Source organism: Alteromonas sp. AMM-1 (assembly GCF_047290655.1).
GTDB lineage: Bacteria > Pseudomonadota > Gammaproteobacteria > Enterobacterales > Alteromonadaceae > Alteromonas > Alteromonas mangrovi.
Window position 1 is genome coordinate 1 of record NZ_JBLBUE010000064.1, and the last position, 18,052, is coordinate 18,052.

General features: G+C 46.1%; 18 protein-coding genes. 8 read left to right on the top strand and 10 right to left on the bottom strand.

Annotation, left to right across the window (positions count from 1 at the left end; translation table 11 throughout):
- From ACLR2L_RS11480 to wecA, 5 genes are all read right to left on the bottom strand, one after another.
- A partial coding sequence (locus ACLR2L_RS11480) for a UTP--glucose-1-phosphate uridylyltransferase (protein WP_413368365.1) occupies window positions 1–710 on the bottom strand: 710 nt, incomplete at its 3' end.
- Window positions 707–2,053 carry a UDP-glucose dehydrogenase family protein gene (locus ACLR2L_RS11485; protein ID WP_413368367.1) on the bottom strand — a complete coding sequence of 449 codons (1,347 nt, stop codon included), beginning with the start codon at window positions 2,051–2,053 and terminating at the stop codon, window positions 707–709. The genes ACLR2L_RS11480 and ACLR2L_RS11485, both read right to left, overlap by 4 nt.
- Before the next feature lie 132 nt (window positions 2,054–2,185).
- Window positions 2,186–3,040 carry a glycosyltransferase family 2 protein gene (locus tag ACLR2L_RS11490; protein ID WP_413368369.1) on the bottom strand — a complete coding sequence of 285 codons (855 nt, stop codon included), beginning with the start codon at window positions 3,038–3,040 and terminating at the stop codon, window positions 2,186–2,188.
- A complete protein-coding gene (locus ACLR2L_RS11495) occupies window positions 3,040–3,927 on the bottom strand; it encodes a glycosyltransferase (protein WP_413368371.1) in 888 nt (295 codons plus the stop codon). The genes ACLR2L_RS11490 and ACLR2L_RS11495 overlap by 1 nt, the downstream gene beginning before the upstream one ends.
- 73 nt (window positions 3,928–4,000) lie before the next feature.
- Window positions 4,001–5,077, bottom strand: a complete 1,077-nt coding sequence (gene wecA, locus ACLR2L_RS11500; RefSeq protein ID WP_140959822.1) for a UDP-N-acetylglucosamine--undecaprenyl-phosphate N-acetylglucosaminephosphotransferase — start codon at window positions 5,075–5,077, stop codon at window positions 4,001–4,003.
- Window positions 5,078–5,407: 330 nt separating this feature from the next.
- On the opposite strand from wecA, the gene ACLR2L_RS11505 reads away from it, so the two are divergent.
- From ACLR2L_RS11505 to galE, 8 genes are all read left to right on the top strand, one after another.
- A complete protein-coding gene (locus ACLR2L_RS11505; protein ID WP_413368373.1) occupies window positions 5,408–5,791 on the top strand; it encodes a hypothetical protein in 384 nt (127 codons plus the stop codon).
- Window positions 5,792–5,804: 13 nt separating this feature from the next.
- A complete protein-coding gene (locus ACLR2L_RS11510) occupies window positions 5,805–7,604 on the top strand; it encodes a polysaccharide biosynthesis/export family protein (protein WP_413368375.1) in 1,800 nt (599 codons plus the stop codon).
- A complete protein-coding gene (locus ACLR2L_RS11515; RefSeq protein WP_413368377.1) occupies window positions 7,604–8,386 on the top strand; it encodes an ABC transporter permease in 783 nt (260 codons plus the stop codon). Before ACLR2L_RS11510 ends, ACLR2L_RS11515 begins: the two co-directional genes overlap by 1 nt.
- Entirely contained in the window at window positions 8,383–9,033 is a 651-nt protein-coding gene (locus tag ACLR2L_RS11520; RefSeq protein WP_413368380.1) for an ABC transporter ATP-binding protein, read from the top strand. The genes ACLR2L_RS11515 and ACLR2L_RS11520 overlap by 4 nt, the downstream gene beginning before the upstream one ends.
- 11 nt (window positions 9,034–9,044) lie before the next feature.
- Window positions 9,045–10,163 carry a capsule biosynthesis protein gene (locus ACLR2L_RS11525; protein ID WP_413368382.1) on the top strand — a complete coding sequence of 373 codons (1,119 nt, stop codon included), beginning with the start codon at window positions 9,045–9,047 and terminating at the stop codon, window positions 10,161–10,163.
- A 169-nt stretch (window positions 10,164–10,332) separates the two neighbouring features.
- On the top strand, window positions 10,333–11,862 hold the full coding sequence (locus tag ACLR2L_RS11530; RefSeq protein WP_413368384.1) for a peptide MFS transporter: 1,530 nt from the start codon (window positions 10,333–10,335) through the stop codon (window positions 11,860–11,862).
- Window positions 11,863–11,949: 87 nt separating this feature from the next.
- Window positions 11,950–12,252: a DUF6170 family protein gene (locus ACLR2L_RS11535; protein ID WP_073323153.1), complete on the top strand. Its 303-nt coding sequence runs from the start codon at window positions 11,950–11,952 to the stop codon at window positions 12,250–12,252.
- Window positions 12,249–13,268, top strand: a complete 1,020-nt coding sequence (galE, locus tag ACLR2L_RS11540; protein WP_140959836.1) for a UDP-glucose 4-epimerase GalE — start codon at window positions 12,249–12,251, stop codon at window positions 13,266–13,268. Before ACLR2L_RS11535 ends, galE begins: the two co-directional genes overlap by 4 nt.
- Before the next feature lie 78 nt (window positions 13,269–13,346).
- Here the strand turns inward: galE and ACLR2L_RS11545 are convergent, their stop codons facing one another.
- From ACLR2L_RS11545 to ACLR2L_RS11565, 5 genes are all read right to left on the bottom strand, one after another.
- A complete protein-coding gene (locus ACLR2L_RS11545) occupies window positions 13,347–14,177 on the bottom strand; it encodes a VacJ family lipoprotein (RefSeq protein WP_413368387.1) in 831 nt (276 codons plus the stop codon).
- On the bottom strand, window positions 14,174–15,418 hold the full coding sequence (gene ccmI, locus ACLR2L_RS11550; protein ID WP_413368388.1) for a c-type cytochrome biogenesis protein CcmI: 1,245 nt from the start codon (window positions 15,416–15,418) through the stop codon (window positions 14,174–14,176). Before ccmI ends, ACLR2L_RS11545 begins: the two co-directional genes overlap by 4 nt.
- Entirely contained in the window at window positions 15,418–15,861 is a 444-nt protein-coding gene (locus ACLR2L_RS11555) for a cytochrome c-type biogenesis protein CcmH (protein ID WP_140959840.1), read from the bottom strand. Before ACLR2L_RS11555 ends, ccmI begins: the two co-directional genes overlap by 1 nt.
- Entirely contained in the window at window positions 15,858–16,451 is a 594-nt protein-coding gene (locus tag ACLR2L_RS11560) for a DsbE family thiol:disulfide interchange protein (RefSeq protein WP_140959842.1), read from the bottom strand. The genes ACLR2L_RS11555 and ACLR2L_RS11560 overlap by 4 nt, the downstream gene beginning before the upstream one ends.
- A partial coding sequence (locus ACLR2L_RS11565; RefSeq protein WP_413368389.1) for a heme lyase CcmF/NrfE family subunit occupies window positions 16,448–18,052 on the bottom strand: 1,605 nt, incomplete at its 5' end. The genes ACLR2L_RS11560 and ACLR2L_RS11565, both read right to left, overlap by 4 nt.

The following is an 18,052-nucleotide window of genomic DNA, read 5'->3' on the forward strand; positions in this document are numbered from 1 at the left end:
ATCTCTCCACCTGCACCAGGAGGAGTGAATTCAAGCAGTGGCCAGATTTCCTGAGACAACACATAACGGCCCACAACGGCCAAATCAGACGGAGCCTCTTCCAATGCTGGCTTTTCTACCATGTTGTGAATTTTTGCTGACTCACCAGGTTTAATTGATTTGCCTTCAAGATCCACAATACCAAACTTAGAAATATTTTCCTGAGGTACCTGCTCTACCATAACCTGACTTACGCGACTGGTGTTGAAACGCGACACCATCTCAGCAAGGTTGTCTTTTTTCGGATTACTGGTGTATTCGTCAATAATGACGTCTGGCAGTACAACAGCAAAAGGTGCATCACCAACCATAGGATGGGCACACATGATTGCATGTCCTAACCCTTTGGCCGCCCCCTGACGCACATGCATAATGGTGACATCTTTCGGGCAAATTGACTGTACTTCTTCCAACAACTGACGCTTAACGCGCTGTTCCAGAGTCGTCTCTAATTCGAACGACGTATCGAAATGGTTTTCGATGCTGTTTTTACTGGCGTGGGTAACCAGAATAATTTCTTTAAGACCAGCTTTAACACACTCACTGACCACGTACTGGATCAATGGTTTGTCAACTACCGGCAGCATTTCCTTTGGTATGGCCTTGGTGGCCGGTAACATACGTGTTCCCAGACCTGCTACAGGTATAACGGCTTTTTTTACCTGACTCATAATTGTTGTCCTTTAATTGATAGTCCTCTACCTATCGCATAGTAATGCAATCCGTATTCCGACATGATTTTCGGGTCGTACAAATTACGCCCATCAAAAATCAGCGGCAGCGATAGTTTTTCTTTAATTCGGTCGAAATCAGGCGCGCGGAAAGACTGCCATTCAGTACACACTACCAGGAAGTCAGCACCATCCAGCGCGGCTTCTTTTGTGCCCACCAGTTTCAGATCTGGACGGCTGCCATAAATGCGCTGGGTTTCTTCCATGGCCTCGGGATCGTACGCTTGTACCGTAACCCCCTTCTCCCACAATAATTCCATCAGAACCCGGCTCGATGCTTCGCGCATATCATCGGTATTTGGCTTAAAGGATAAGCCCCATAACGCCACCGTTTTACCGCCGATATCGCCATCGAAATGGCTCATAATATACTCGAACAATTTCTCTTTTTGCGTGTAGTTAACCGCTTCAACAGATTCCAGAATTTTGGCTTTGTAGCCCACCTGGTTTGCACTACGAATGAGCGCCTGCACATCTTTGGGGAAACAGGAGCCACCATATCCACAGCCTGGATAAATAAATTGGTAACCAATGCGCGGATCAGAACCAATGCCACGACGCACGTTTTCGATATCTGCACCAAAACGCTCTGCCAGGTTTGCCATTTCATTCATAAAGCTGATTTTTGTGGCTAACATGCAGTTTGCGGCGTATTTGGTTAATTCCGCGGAACGAATATCCATGATGATTACTTTGTCGTGATTGCGGTTGAACGGCGCATAGAGTTCGCGAAGTTTCTTTTCCGCTTTTTCACTTTCGATACCCAATACGATGCGATCAGGTCTCATACAATCGTTTACAGCAGCGCCTTCTTTTAAGAATTCCGGGTTTGATACCACGTCAAACGTAACTGACTTTTCAAGTTCAGCCAGTGTTTCGGTAACTTTGGCTTTTACCCGGTCTGCCGTACCTACCGGTACAGTCGATTTGTTGATAATAATCTTGTGCTTTTGCATATGGGTAGCAATTGTTTTGGCCACAGCCAGCACGTATTTTAAATCTGCAGAACCGTCTTCGTCCGGGGGCGTACCTACCGCGATGAAGATCAATTCACCGTGCTCAACACCGCGTTTAGCATCCGTAGTAAAATCTACCCGGCCGCCTTCATAGTTACTGGTAACAAGTGGAGTAAGACCCGGCTCGTAGATGGGGATTATCCCTTTCTTCAGATTATCAACCTTGTTCTGGTCAACATCCACGCAAACCACATCGTGGCCCACTTCTGCAAGCACAGCGGCTTGCACCAGGCCTACATACCCGATTCCAAATACTGTTACCTTCACGTCTTTTTCCTTTGTTTATTTCTACCCACCTGCTTTTAACAGGCGATATTCCAATAGTTTATTCTTGATTCATTAAAGCATCATGACGATGCAGGCTCAACTGAAACTTTTAACCTCAGCAAAAACCTTGATTTACTTCAGGGGCCCGGTTTTTCGCGTAATGCCGTGTTTGATACCAAGCCACATATATTTAGCGCGATCTGCCTTCTTATCCAGTAAAAACCGGTTTACAAGCCAACGCAATGGCAGGGCAACAATATTCCTTAGTTTCCAATACAGGGGGACATAAGGCCTTGGCAATAATAGCAACACATTCCTGAACTGGAAATACAGCCTGACCGGTTGGCCGACCTTAAAATCCACGCCCAATACATTGCGTCTTGCGTCGCCCTGTTTGTGGGTCATATGCAGATTGCTGTCTATCAAAATTTGATAACCCGCGCTTATTGCACGCCAGCACCACTCGTGATCGACACCATCGATAAATAAGGCCGTTTCCTTAAGCCCTACTTCTGCCAGGCAATCTACGGATATCACCATGCCAGACGCAATTATTTGACGGGCCGACAGATAACCGTTGGATAACACTTTGGGCTTTTGAATGGCTGGCACAACGGCTTTATTATTGAATTCACTCACGATACCCGGGCCAATCGCTGCCACCTTGGTATGTTGTTGTTTGGCCCGTTGAATACTTGCCTGCAAGCCGGTAAGCAGAGACTCACTCAGTAAGCTGTCCTGATCCAGCAACAGCGCAAACTGACAGCCTCTGTGCAGAATGTCTCTTAAACCGATATTCTGCGCTTCTGCAATACCGATATTGTCGGGGCAGTGGGTGTATTTAACGTGTTCAGGAAACCAATGGACATGCGACGAAGGGGAGTTGTCTACAATAACAACATCCCAATTTGTTTGGTGGAGTAAGGCAATATTACCCAGTAAACGAGCTTTGTCCGGGTGATAGAGAATAATGATACTGGCAAACATCAATGTTTGATAAATCTTTCCAGGTAATGACGATCGAGTTTATACGCTAACTTTACAACACTTGCAGGCATAAGTCTTAAGATCAGCACCGATACCGCATAAAACAAATTATACAGCGACATCCGCTTAAGTTTGCGTAAAGCTCTGAAGCGCGCTCGGAACTCGTTAAACGATTTAACGAAGCCCCTGCGCTTGTAAAAATCCCCAACTCGCCGAAACTTGAGGAGCTTGTCTTTCAGATTACAGAAGATGTACCCATGTGACGCCAGCTCTATCCACAACAGATAATCTTCCACAAAGCGTAAACTGTCATCGTAACGATGACCATCATTAAAGACGCGATAACGAATACATACGGTTGGGTGATTAACCGCACAACGACGCGGTAGTAAACGGGTTATCTGCCGGTTAGTTAACGGCATTACCCGCGAGCCGACTTTTTTGTCTTTCTCATTAATTTCAGTCAGGCCAGTCCCAAGAATTGAGATATGGGCGTGTTTTTCAAGATAGTCAATTTGCTTTATGAACCGGTCCGGCTCAGAAATATCATCTGCATCCATACGAAAAAAATAAGCAGGCTGCAGCGACAAAGACCAATCTATTGCAAAGTTCATGCAGGTCGCAAGACCACAATTTTCTTTGCCTTCAACAATAACAATGCGGTCGTCTTCCTGGGCATGAGCGGAGATAACAGACATAAGCGTGTCTGGTATGGCTCCGTCAACAACAATAACATACAGGAAATCAGCATAGGATTGCTGACGAATACTCTGAATAGAACAATCGAGCCATTGCGGATTATCTTTACAATACACGCCCATGGCTACAATAGATTCAACGCGATGAACCTGATAACGGCTGTGCTTTATTGAAAAATTCGGGGTCAATTGCTTGTCCGGGAAAAACGACTGGCAAAGAGTGTAACGAAAAACACGCTTAGTTTGCACTCATTTGAAGCATTTAATTGCCCAAAAGCAGGCGTTTTGTATCCCGGACCACGCGGATAATCTTCCAGATATTCATCAGTGCTACGGTATATACCACCAGCAGCCCCATGAATGACCAGAACATGACATAATCAGGAACCTGGTAAACTTCACCGAGTATTCCCACCACACAATAACATGCGCCGAGGCATAAAATGGCGACCAGTGAGCGGCGAGAGTCGAGCCCCGCGCGCATAAAAATATTGTGTAAATGCTTGCGATCAGGTCGAAGCACTGACTGACCTTTCTTAGCACGACGGAACATAATCGCAGCCATATCCATTAATGGCAATCCAATGAGCCACACACCTGTTATGGGGCGAAGAGATGCAGATTCCCCCTGCGTGTGATCAACCAGCAGCCACACAATGGTAAGACCAACAAACATACTGCCTGCATCGCCCATGAAAATCTTATTACCTTTAAAGCCTTTGAGACTCAGGTTAAATGCAAGAAAAGGTACAATGGCAGCGATGATTACCAAGGGCTCCATTATCGCAGCGCCATTACCGGAAATCAGTAATAAAGACACGACACTTGCCAGTACAATAAGGCTCATCCCACCAGCCAGACCGTCGATGCCATCAATCATATTAATGGCATTGATCACCCCAACCACACAAATCAGAGTGAAAAAGTAACCCCCTAAGCCCAGATAGACTGAACCAAAGCCGAAAATGTCGCCCAAAGAAGTAATGTAATTCTGAGCACTCCACGCCATGATGGATGCAACACCAAACTGACACATCAAGCGCCCTTTGGCACTCAGGTCAAATCGGTCATCCAACATACCGAGTAATACAATAAAAGCAGATGCAGTAAAAAATAGCGGATTGTTCTTCATCCACACATCAGTAAGCACACTGGCAACGAGCACCGCAACAAAAATGGCAACGCCACCCGTTAAAGGGACAATTCCACTGTGACGCTTGCGATACGATGGTTGATCCACCAAACCAAACTGATGTGCCAGCGGTGTCATTACCACAAGCAATATCAAGGCGACAAAAAACGCCGTAAACAACGGAATAAACTGAAGATATGTTAACATTCGATCACAGTCTCCACTGTTTCCCAGTATACAAACCCGTCACACTATCCACCCTGTACAAAGGACAATCCATTAACCCACAAACTCCATTGAGAATACTGACGAACAAACTATGTTTCGTGGAGAGATATCTGAAAACTCGCTCTATAATAGTAAACATTAGTATAACTGACTACCCCTGTTCGAAAATTTAAGTTTGATTGGCGTTTTTTTGCACGGCACTGATCGTTTTACTCAATTGTCGGGGTCATTTTCCCAAAGTTTGCATGCCTTTTGCTTCGCTTATGTTATTCTTAGCGCCTATTTAAATGGACGTATGCCAATAACGATATGAAATTATTTATCGCCGCTGTTTGGATTACCGGATTGTGCAGTATAGCCGGATGTGTTTCACAGCCTACTGCCGTTAAGGCGAATTTACCGCTGGTTGCTACCGGCCAATCTGTTCAACTTAAGCAAACATCCTCTTCAACGGTTGAACAGCAAGCAAAAGCCATTCCAGAGTTAACCATTTCCGCTGGAAAAACGGTCATCGAAAATACGCAATACAGGGTGTCTGAACAGTACTTGTCAGCATTAGGTCTGACATGTTATCAGTTGGTTGCTTTAGAGCAGACCAATAAAAACGCCAGCCAAACAAAGAGCCGCACATTATGTCAAAAGCAGAATTTTTGGTTATTGTATCCGGCAACGACGACGTTTGTCGCACAGTAAGATCAGGAAACATATGAACGTTAATAAGTACCTGGGTACATTGTCACTGACTTGCATGCTATTCGCCGGGCAAGTCTTTGCGCAAAGTGCAGAACAGATTCAACAAATCCAACAACAACTGAGTCGCCAGAGTAATAGTAGTAATGCTGCTAGTGCTAGTGGCATCAACCCAATGCAGCTGGGCATGTCACCCACTCTGCAAGCGTCGTCTGGTAGCGCTACACGCGCCAGCAACGGCCAATATAGCTCCAATCCCAGAAATGGCCTGGTATTGCCAGGAGAACCGACTCTTGAGATGGTTTATCCATTGCAGGAAAAGATGGCCAACCCGCCTTTTGCTGCCAACCTGTTTATTGGCGGTTTTGAATCGGAAAGGGTCTCCAGTGTTAATGAAAATTATCTGGTTGCACCGGGTGATCAAATTTCAGTGTGGATGTGGGGGGCTATCAGCTTTTCCGATGTTGTAACCGTTGACAGCCAGGGCAATATCTTCATCCCGAATATTGGTCCGATCCAGTTAATGAACGTGCCAGCCAGTCAGGTTAATCAGGTGGTAACCAGCCGTATCAAATCTGTTTATACCAACGATGTGAATACCTATGTCAACCTGCTTACTGCTACGCCTATTTCATTATACGTATCGGGTCCGGTGCTGCGCCCTGGTCAATATGCGGGTCAGGCAACCGATAGTGTTCTTTACTTTTTAAAACGTGCCGGTGGCATTGATTTTCTGCGTGGCAGCTTTCGAAATATTGAGGTCATTCGCAACGGCGAAGTGGTTGTGTCAGTAGATTTATATGATTTCGTCACGCAGGGCACACTACCCTCATTCTCGTTCCAGGACAAAGACGTTATTTTAGTTAAACCCATAGGCCCCACCGTTACTGTTAGTGAAGGTGCACGTAATAGTTTCACTTTTGAATTAAAGGGTGAAGACATGCATGGCCAGACACTCATTAAATTTGCCAAACCAGGCGATTTTGTAAGCCATGTATCGGTCAGCGGACTGCGCGGTCAGCAACATTTTGCCACCTACAGTAAATTACAGGACTTTAATGCGCTGGTGTTGCAACCAGGCGACCACATTGAGTTTAAAAACGACCACGAAGTTCAAATCTATCCGATCAATATTGCAGGCAGCTTCAAAGGCGAATCACGCTACATGGTAGAAAAGGGGGCACGTTTGCATCAGGTACTGAGCAACGTAGAAGTTGATCCGGCTCTATCTGATTTCAAAAGCATCTATTTGCTACGCGAAAGTGTCGCAGAACAGCAACAACAAATTATTAATCAGGCTTTGGATCGCTTAGAGCGCAGTATTTATACTGCGCCGGTTTCGTCTACCGGGGAAGGCGCCATTCGGGTACAGGAAGCCCAGCTCATTTCAGACTTTATTGCCCGCGCCAGGCAAATAAAATCGTTGGGCAAAGTGATTGTATCTGACGGGCCCAATGTGGCTGATATTTTATTAGAAGCCAATGACACGATTGTTATCCCTGCAGTAACGGATCTGGTACATATTGGTGGTGAAGTATTAATGCCGCAGTCGGTTGTGTTCAACCGGGACGCCAATCTGGAAGACTACATTGCCTGGGCAGGCGGCTTTAGCGAGCGAGCCAATGACAGCCGCATTCTGATTATCCGTGCAAATGGCATGGTTGATTTTTACGATATTGACGACAGCGCCGATCTGGCAGCGGGCGACCAGGTAGTGGTATTACCCCGCATAGACGCCAAGACTTTGCAGGCCGTGAAAGATATCACCCAAATTATTTATCAGATCGCCGTAGCGGCCAACGTTGCGCTTAATTAATGAAAGTGTCGATCGGAAAGCAACTCAAGGTATGGAAAAGCGTGTTGTTCGCGCTTTTTCTGCGTGAGATGCAGTCGCAGTTTAATGACAAGCTGGGGTTAGCCTGGGCATTTTTGGAGCCTTTTGCTTTTATTTTTGGTCTCGCATACATGCGCAGCTTTATGTCCGGTGGAGAAGTTCATACAGTACCAATCTTGATATATATGATGATTGGTCTGATTTTTATCCAGTCGTTTTTGACACCATTGAGTAAGGTTGCCAACGCATTTAAAAAAAATAAGCCGCTATATGCATTTAGGCAGGTACAGCCAGTAAGTGGATTAATTGTTACCGGCTTTATGGAATTCTCTATCAAATGTATGGTGGTGTTTTTAGCATTGATTACGCTCTATCTTCTTGATATTGATGCCTCAATGCATGATCCCATGCTACTGATAATGCTCTTTTTAATGCTATGGGTGTTCACCGTAAGCCTGAGCTGTATTATCGGGATCGCAACAGCATTTGTACCCGAATTGTCTAAAATCATTAACGTTATTACCCGCCCAATGTTTTTTATTTCCTGCGTATTTTTCAGCTTGCAGGATTTCGCTCCAGAATACTGGCATTGGCTCACCTGGAATCCACTTGTACATTTTATAGAGCTTGCCAGGTACGCTTGTTATGAGTCATATGGCCATCAGGGTGTGTCTCTTGCTTTTGCTGCTGGAACAACATTTGTTTGCTTCTTCTTCGCAGCCTGCCTGTACCACCTCAACTGGAAAGGTATTCTGTCGAGATGACGATAAAGCTTATTAATTTGACAAAATCCTATCCTAGCAAACTGGGACCACAGTATATATTCAAGGATCTGAACTTTGAGTTTCCCACTGCTGAAAACGTGGCAATTTTAGGCAAAAATGGCGCAGGTAAATCCACCTTGTTCAGAATGCTGGCGAAGAGCGAATACCCCGACAAGGGCCAGGTTTACACTGATAAATCCATGTCATGGCCGGTCGCGTTAGCTACCGGGATCCATCCGCATATGACGGGTAGAGAAAACACCCGTTTTATTGGCCGAATTAATAATGTCCGGAATTTAAAGCACTATGAAGCCGCTGTTCAGGATTTTGCTGAACTCGACAAACGCTATGATTTGCCGGTTAGAACCTATTCATCTGGTATGCGAGCAAGGCTAGTGTTTGCCTGTTGTATCAATATCGATTTCGACATCTATTTGATCGATGAAGCAACATCTGTTGGCGACCCGAAATTCCGAAAGAAAGCACGGGAAGCACTGGAAGTTAAAGCAAAAGAAGCAGGCTTAATCATGGTGAGCCATGAAATAGATCAGATTCGAGAGTTTTGTAAGTCAGCCATACTGCTCGACAATGGCCAACTCACTTACTACAGCGATTTAGAAGAAGCCATTAAGATATACATGGGATAATGAGAATAAACATGTTGAAAAATTACCTAACCCAAGCACGCATTCTGATAAAAAAGCGACCGCTATTGCTGGTTGTTATACCGTGGGTTATTTATGCTCTGTATCTCACTCTCATTGCAGCGCCTAAATACGAGAGTACCAGTCAACTGGTAGTCAAATCTGCCGACGGAGCGAATAGCTTCGACCCGTCAGCTTTATTAATGTCTGGGGTTACGGGTGCGGCCACGTCGAATGAAAGTCAGCTTGTGCTTGCTTTTATTCAGTCAAACGACATGTTGCGTTACCTGGATTCTGCAATACGTTTGAGCGAGCACTACACGTCATCACAAGGCGATTTTATTAGCCGATTAAGCAGCGACCACAGTCAGGAAGATTTTTTAGCTTATTACCTGAATAACATAGACGTGCTCATTAATTCTGACTCCAGCGTGATTGAATTGTCGGTTCGCGCGTTTGACCCGGACTACGCCCAGTTAATTAACCAGACGATAGTGAAACGCGCAGAGCAATTTATCAATGAAATCAGTAATAATCTGGCGAAATCGCGTTTAGCCTTTGCGCAAAGCGAACATAATATCGTTGAGGAAAAATTACAGCGGGCAAAACTCGCACTCATTGAGTTTCAGTCAAAGTACAATGTGTTAGACCCTACCGCCGAAGGCGCAGCGTTCCAGCAAATAGCGTTTTCACTTGAAGCAACACTGGCTCAAAAGCAGGCAGAGTTAAGCACTCTGTCGGGCATTATGTCAGTTACAGCACCTGAGATTGTATCACTCAAGCGCCAGATAAATGCCTTGGAAAAGCAAATCACCGATCAAAAAACCAAGATCAATGAAGCACAGGCTGGGGATGCAAAACTGTCTATCAATCAGTTAATGGCGCGGTACTCGAATCTACAGGTTCAGGTCGAACTGGCATTACAAGCCTATGGTTCGTCACTGATGACACTTGAAAATGCAAGGGTCGACACCTACCAGCAACTTCAGCATTTGGTAACGGTAGAGTCACCTACCTTGCCTGATGACGCCACCTACCCCAAAGTCATTTACAACCTGGTTTTGCTGGGTGTATTACTGAGCATGGCCTTCATCGCCATAAGAATTGTGATTGCCACCATTCGGGAACTATAACGTCAATTAACGTGCAGTACTTTTACTGCTGGCGAAATTATAAGCTCCCCTTCCTGAATAGGTTGTCTATAAAGGCAACCTCTAGTATAAGATTGATCTGAAGTGGTGTGTTTAGTCATCCATTACACAACACACCCAATTACCAATAATAACTATATGGAACTCTGTTGTGACAACAAATACATCTAACGACACCAGCTTCTTCGGCCATCCAAATGGTCTGAGAACGTTATTTTTTACCGAAATGTGGGAGCGCATGAGCTACTACGGTATGCGTGCTCTGCTCGTGCTGTTTATGACAGCCAGCTTACAAACACAAGGCCTTGGCTTCACTGTAGCGTCAGCCGGTGCCATTTATGGTCTGTATACCGGCGCTGTATACTTTCTTGGTTTACCGGGCGGTTGGCTTGCTGACCGTCTGATTGGGGGTAAAAAAGCCGTTTGGTATGGTGGATTAATTATCTTCGCCGGACACATTGTACTGGCAGTAGATCTTCAAAACCTGTTCTTTGTCGGCCTTATTCTGGTCGCTTCCGGTACAGGGTTACTTAAGCCAAACATTTCAGCCATGGTTGGCCAGCAATATGGTGACGATGACAGCCGTCGGGACAGTGGCTATGCACTGTACTATATGGGTATTAACATCGGTTCGTTGATCGCCTATCTGGTCACTGGTTACCTGCAGGAAAACTGGGGCTGGCACTATGCATTTGGTGCCGCTGCCATCGGCATGGGTTTAGGACTTATTCAGTACTACTTTACAAACCGCTCTTTGGCTACAGAGTCAGTGGCACCCGCTAACCCCTATGTCGGTGCAGCAAGACAGCGTGCCTGGTTATGTGTTTTAGGCGTGTTAGCAGTAGCGGTTGTGATTATCATTCTGGCTCATCTGGGCACCATCGTAATCGAGCCAGTCGCGCTTGCTGAAAAAGTCGCTATTATTTTCACCGCGATATTCTTTATTTATTTTGGCTTTATCTACTTCAAAGGTGAGTTAAACGATAATGAAAAGCAACGAATGTGGGCTCTGTTTTTAGTATGTGTTGCCTCTGCATGCTTTTGGTCTGGTTTTGAACAAGCTGGATCATCCCTTAATTTATTTGCGCAGAACTATACCGATCGCGCGCTGGAAAGTGGCTCATGGCTAACGTCATTGTTTGGAATGGATGCTATCCCTACCGTATGGTTCCAGCTTTCTAACTCTCTCTTTATTATCATTCTGTCACCATTCTTTGCCGCCCTTTGGATTAACCTTGCCAAGCGCATGATTGATCCTTCTTATACCATTAAGTGTGCAATAGGTATTGTGATTATGGCGTCAGGCTTCCTTGTTATGTTTATGGCATCCCAATACGCGGCGCAAGGACTTAAAGTAGCCCCTATGTGGCTAGTAACGACTTACTTCCTGCATACCGTAGGTGAACTTTGCCTTAGCCCTGTAGCACTTAGTGCAGTCAGTAAATTGTCTCCGAAGCGTTTTGCAGGTCAGATGATGGGCGTATTTGTACTCACCTACTCTATCGGTAATATTATTGCTGGTTTGCTCTCGGGTAATTTTGATCCTGAGAACGTGCAAGAAATGCCAAATCTGTATCTTCAAATCGCACTCTTTAGTATTGCTATTGCTATTGTAATTGGTTTGATGAGCTTCAAATCAAGATTCTGGGAAAAAGCCGGTATCAAGGAAAAAGCACAATAACGACACCTGTGTTTTAAACACTGGCAGATTGCCATACAATAACCGCCGTGACGTCATGTTCCGGCGGTTTTTTATTAAGAGCACTTTATGCAATTCTATTTTTCGACGCGCAATATTCCTGGTTTATCTGGCCTTCCTCTGGCAGAGCGTATGCGCCTGCTGGAGCGGGCAGCAAAAAAACTTACGGTTCCGGAAAAGACTGTACTGAACATACTTAAACTGCTGGTGATTGTGCCGGCGTTTACACTACTTCTTCGCGTGGCAGCCGACTGGACGTCTTTATTGTGGGCGTTGCTGGTTTTCTTGCTGTATCCCATTATCGTGAAACCTGTACAATACTCATTAAGCGCTAAATATTTAGAATCGTTGTCACAAAAGGATAAGCAATGAAAACAATACTTGTCACCGGTGGAGCTGGCTATATCGGCAGTCACACCGTACTGCAATTGCTGGAAGCAAATTATGATGTGGTGGTATTCGATAACTTGTGCAATGCGTCGCAAGAATCGTTGCGCCGCGTAACCGCAATCACGGGAAAGCCGGTTACCTTTATAAAAGGAGATATCTGTGATTCTGACGCGTTAGATCAGGTATTTGCTGAGCACAAGATTCATTCTGTTATCCACTTTGCAGGGTTAAAGGCCGTTGGAGAATCAGTACAGAAGCCATTGGAATACTACCAAAACAACGTATTCGGTTCAGTTAACCTGTGTAACGCTATGCGTCGTCATAATGTGAAGAACCTGGTATTCAGCTCATCAGCAACCGTGTATGGCGATCCGGTATCCCTGCCGCTGCGTGAAGATTCAGCCACTGGCCACCCAACCAATCCCTATGGCATGTCCAAGTTGATGGTTGAGAATATTCTCAAGGATCTGCACAAATCCGATGAAGAGTGGAATATTGTGCTGCTGCGTTACTTTAACCCGGTGGGTGCACACCCGTCAGGTCAGATTGGTGAAGATCCTAATGGGATTCCCAATAACCTTATGCCATACATCTCTCAGGTCGCTTCCGGCAAACTGGCTCAATTGGCCGTGTTTGGCAACGACTATGACACGCCGGACGGCACTGGCGTTCGCGATTATATCCACGTTGAGGATTTAGCAAATGGCCACTTAAAGGCCATTGAGCGCATCGCCCTGAACATGGGGCTGGACATCTACAACCTGGGTACTGGTCAGGGCTACTCAGTACTGGAAATGATGGCAGCATTCGAAAAAGCCTGTGGTAAACCCATCAATTACAAAATTGCACCTCGTCGTCAAGGTGACGTTGCGGCGTGTTATGCCGATCCAACCAAAGCTGCGGCCGAGCTGAACTGGCACGCACAAAAAACACTGGAAGATATGTGCGCAGATGCCTGGCACTGGCAATCGCAAAACCCTATGGGTTACGAAGGCTAATACTGTCTTTCTTATACAAAAAAACCGCTGTCTTCAGCGGTTTTTTTATTAGGACGATTTTGTATTTATACCAATTCGCTACTTCGGGTCAGATTCGACTTTTACCTCGTCCTCTAAATCCACATCGTCAAACAACGATTCAAATTCCTCAAACTCTTCAAGCTGTTGCGGATCAGGTGAATCTTCTACACTTTTGCCATCCGTTACCCTGAATTCCAGATTCTGGAAGTAGATATTTTTAACCATTTCATAGTCGTCAACGGCATTTTCAATTTGCCCTTCCTGCCCCAATAACTGAGCACGGCCTTCCAATGCACTGATAGTAAACCTGGCAACGTTCATATTGCCTGTTAATACAGACAGAGGGAAATACAGGTTGTCGACCACATCACCCGTGAAGCTACGTGCGTCTGTAGGGCCTCTTGCTGGCAACATGACGAACGGACCGGTATCCACACCCCACACGCCTAATACCTCGCCAAACTCCTCTTCCTGACGCTGCAGACCCATTGCGCCAGCCACATCAAACAATCCCACCACACCCACGGTTGAATTGATTACAAATCGGGTGAAACTGTCGAATGAAGGTCCTACTTTTCCCTGTAACAGGTTATTCACCATATTGCCCGGTTCAGACAGGTTTTCCACCGCATTCGACAAGCCAGTTCTTGCAAAACCAGGCATAACCGTTACATACGCCGTAGCAGCAGGCTTGAGTAAAAATCGGTCTAATACTTCCCAGTTTAAATCCCACATCACCCGGTTTACGGGCTCAAACGGATCTCTGGGATCGCGTTGTTTGGTATTGGGTGTGCCAGCGGTTTGCTCTGTTGAAGGCTTTGCTGCACAACCGCCTAACAGGGCTGTACAGACAATAAGAGCAGCAAGCTTATTGTTTATCGATATCACTTGATTTCCTTGTTGATCACAATCGCGGCGTCCAGAATATTCCCCTGAACAATATCACTAATAATTATCCCTTCCATATCACCTGCTACCGCAGGTGCTTCCTGATCGGCAGAGATCCGGGCCAATAATTTCACCTGAGACAACTGCTTGAGCGAATAATTCGGTGTCATGGCATTTTCTTGTGTCAGTGTTACCGTTACTGGCAATGCTGAGAGCGGCATTCTGAGTACGGCGGCAGGCATGCGATTATCTGAATTTGCATCCTGCGCAAACACGAACAAATAACCATTTTCCGGTAACTTAGCAACCAACGCTTCACTCACACTAACGTCAATCTTAAACCCGGTTAATTCCTGAGCTTCTGTAGTGTCCGATTGCACTGATTCGCCGCGAAGCTGTGCTAACCGTGATTGTAGTTGCACCATCAATGGATTATCAGCAGGCAATTGACCATCGAGCTTAGCCAAATTAGCTGCCAGTATGGCTTCGTCGCCTAATCGGCCAGCAACCACAGCCAGCATGAGCACCAAATTGCTGTTGTCGGGCTCATCCTGTAATAACGCTGACAACAACTGTCTGGCGCTTTGTAATCGCCCTTTATCGTCGCTAGCCATCAGGGCTCTGGCATAGTTGGTTCTGACATTGCTGTCGTCAGGTGCATAGTGAATAGCCTTTTCATAGGCAGCAAAAGCCTGGTCCTGCTGATCCAATGCCATCCAGATTCTTCCAAGATACATCCAGCCCTGACCGTCTTCCGGTTCCATTTGCAAGCGTTTGCGGATAGCCAGTGTTAATTGCTGAAAATCGGTCGGCGTAAAGTTCTCACCTCTGCCTTCAGCCAGTTTTGTACTCAAACCGGGCAATGCGTCTATCGCTTCCTGAGTCGCATTTAAGCGCTGTAAATTGTTAGCCTCACTATACGCCCATCCGCCTATAAGCAAAGCAACTAAAGCGCCTGAGATTAACACCAATGCACCAGACCTTGAGGTTTTAATTTCTGCTTGGGATTCATCCACCAACGCTACTTTAATTTCGTCCCTGGCCTGGCGCATATCCTGTTCGCTGAGCAAGCCTTCACTGACTTCCCGTTCCAGCTCAGCTAACCGTTGCTTTACCACAGACACGTTTGCGGCAGAGACATTCTCCAGGTCATAACCTTTGCGAAACCAGGGAAGCGCTATCAATATCAACAAAACGGCAACGAGTGCGGCAACGCACAATCCAAATTCTATTAAGGACACTACTTATCTTGCTCCAACATTGCTTCTGCTTTTGCCAGTTTGGCTGCCATATCTTCGGGAGGGCTGGTACGTCTGCGTAAAAACACCACCAGCAATGCCACTATCGAAAACAGTATGGGTGCCAGCCACAGCCATAGCGTAACCGGTGTAACGGGTGGCTTATAATGAATAAAATCACCGTATCGCGATTTCATATAGTCAATGATTTCGTCTTCGTTCTTGCCCTGTTTGATAAGGGAATACACCTTACGACGCATATCATGGGAAATCATGGCATCTGAATCTGCAATGTTCTGGTTCTGACACATCGGACAACGCAGTTCAGCAGTCAATGTTTGAAACAACAGTCGTTGCTGTGGCGTATCAAACTCATAGGCCTCTTCCGTAGCCAACGCAAACACAGTGACCATTAACAACATGCCTGATAGTAATACTCGTATCATAAGGTCTGCCCCGCTTGCTCCTGAACCAACTGCTGATAGAGCGGCCCCACTTTGTTTCTCCATACGCGCTCATTGATATCACCAATGTGATGCATGCGGATCACACCATTGCTATCAATTAAAAAGTGCTCTGGCGCGCCAGTAACCCCTAAATCGAGTGACGTATCGCGATACACATCAAAAATATGGAATTGATACGGATTACCAAACTGTCCCGTAATTTCAATGACTTCCTGCTGTACGCGTTCAATGGTTTTGGTGCCGAAATCGGGATCCAAATCCTGATCGAAGTAAAGCCCCACAATATTCACTTGTTCTTTCTCAACCAACTCTGTCAGATACGGCAATTCTACTGCGCAAGTGACACACCATACGCCCCACACATTTAACAGCGTCACTTTGCCTTTGAATACCTCGGGAGTGTACACCTGTGACGGGTTCATCAGGTCCGGTAAAGAAAAATCAGGTACCGGCTTTCCCTTTACCTGCGAGTCCAACGCACGTGGATCAGAAAACAACCCACTAAACAAAAAGCCAACAAGAATAATGAATGCCAGTAGCGGTACACCAAAAACTACCCAACGCTTCATGCATTTTCTCCTGCTGCCGTGTTCCCCGGTTGGTGACCCGACTGGTGACCCGTCACGATTGTCTTTTTAACCGTGGCCAGTTTAGCCATACGGTAACGTTTATCACTGATAGAGCATATCCCGCCCAACGCCATAAATACTGCACCGGCCCAAATCCAGGTCACGAAGGGTTTTATGTAAACCCGAATAGCCCAGGCGCCATCGTCAAGCGGTTCACCCATGGCAATAAATAAGTCCCGAAACACCGTGGAATATATGCCTGCTTCCGTCATTGGCATACGTTGTACAATGTATAAGCGTTTTTCCGGCTCCAAATGCACAATTTTTTCGCCGCCCTGAAACACATCAAAAATGCCCACATCGGCGGTATAATTTGGCCCATTACGCGATTCAACACGCTGGAAGGCAAATTCATAACCGCCCAGCGAAACTGATTCACCCGGTACCATACGCACATCACGCTCCACCTCGTAGTTGCTTACCAGAGTAATACCGATAATGGTTACAGCGAAGCCCAGATGGCCAAGGATCATGCCCCAATGGCTGGGCGTTAACTTGCCAAGACGAGTAAATAACGACCCAGAGGCCAACGCATTTACACGCTGCAGTACTTCCTGTGTTGTGCTCACTAAAATCCAGGCACTCAGTACTAATCCCAGCGCAGCAAAATACGTTGGCGCATCGTAACTGAAATTAATCAAAATACCTGCGCTGATACTCAACCCCAGCGCGATTAGCACCGTTTGCTTTATTTGTGCTAGGGGCTGATGCTTCCAGCGCGTTAATGGCCCTAATCCCAAAATGAAAACAAAGGGCACAATCAGCCAGGTAAACATCTGATTAAAAAACGGCGCTCCCACCGAAATGGAACCCAATCCAAGCTCTTTGTACACTAATGGCAACAGTGTACCCAGAAACACCACCAGAGTGGCAGCACACAGAAATACATTGTTACCAATTAAAAGTACTTCGCGTGAAAATGGCTGATAACGCCCGGGGCTTTTCAACTGTTGTGCACGCATGGCGTACAACACCAGGCTCATACCAGTAAGCACAACTAAAATCCCCAGAATAAATAAGCCGCGGGACGGATCGCTGGCAAATGAATGCACCGAGACAATCACCCCTGAGCGGACCAGGAATGTACCTAACAAACTTAAAGAAAAAGCAGCGATAGCCAATAACACAGTCCAGGATTTAAACACCTTGCGCTTCTCGGTCACTGCCAAAGAGTGCATTAGCGCAGTACCAACCAACCATGGCATAAAGGACGCGTTTTCAACCGGATCCCAAAACCACCAGCCACCCCAGCCCAGTTCGTAGTATGCCCACCAACTGCCAAGCGCTATACCAACCGACAAAAAGCTCCAGGCAGCAATTACCCAGGGGCGGGACCATCGGGCCCAGGTAGAATCTAACTGACCAGAAATCAGCGCCGACACGGCAAACGCAAAGGCCACTGAAAACCCCACGTAGCCCATATATAACATTGGCGGGTGAATGATCATGCCAAAATCCTGCAACAGAGGATTTAAATCGCGGCCATCAACCGGAAAGAAGGGCAACATGCTGTCGAATGGGTTGCTGGTGAGTAGCATAAA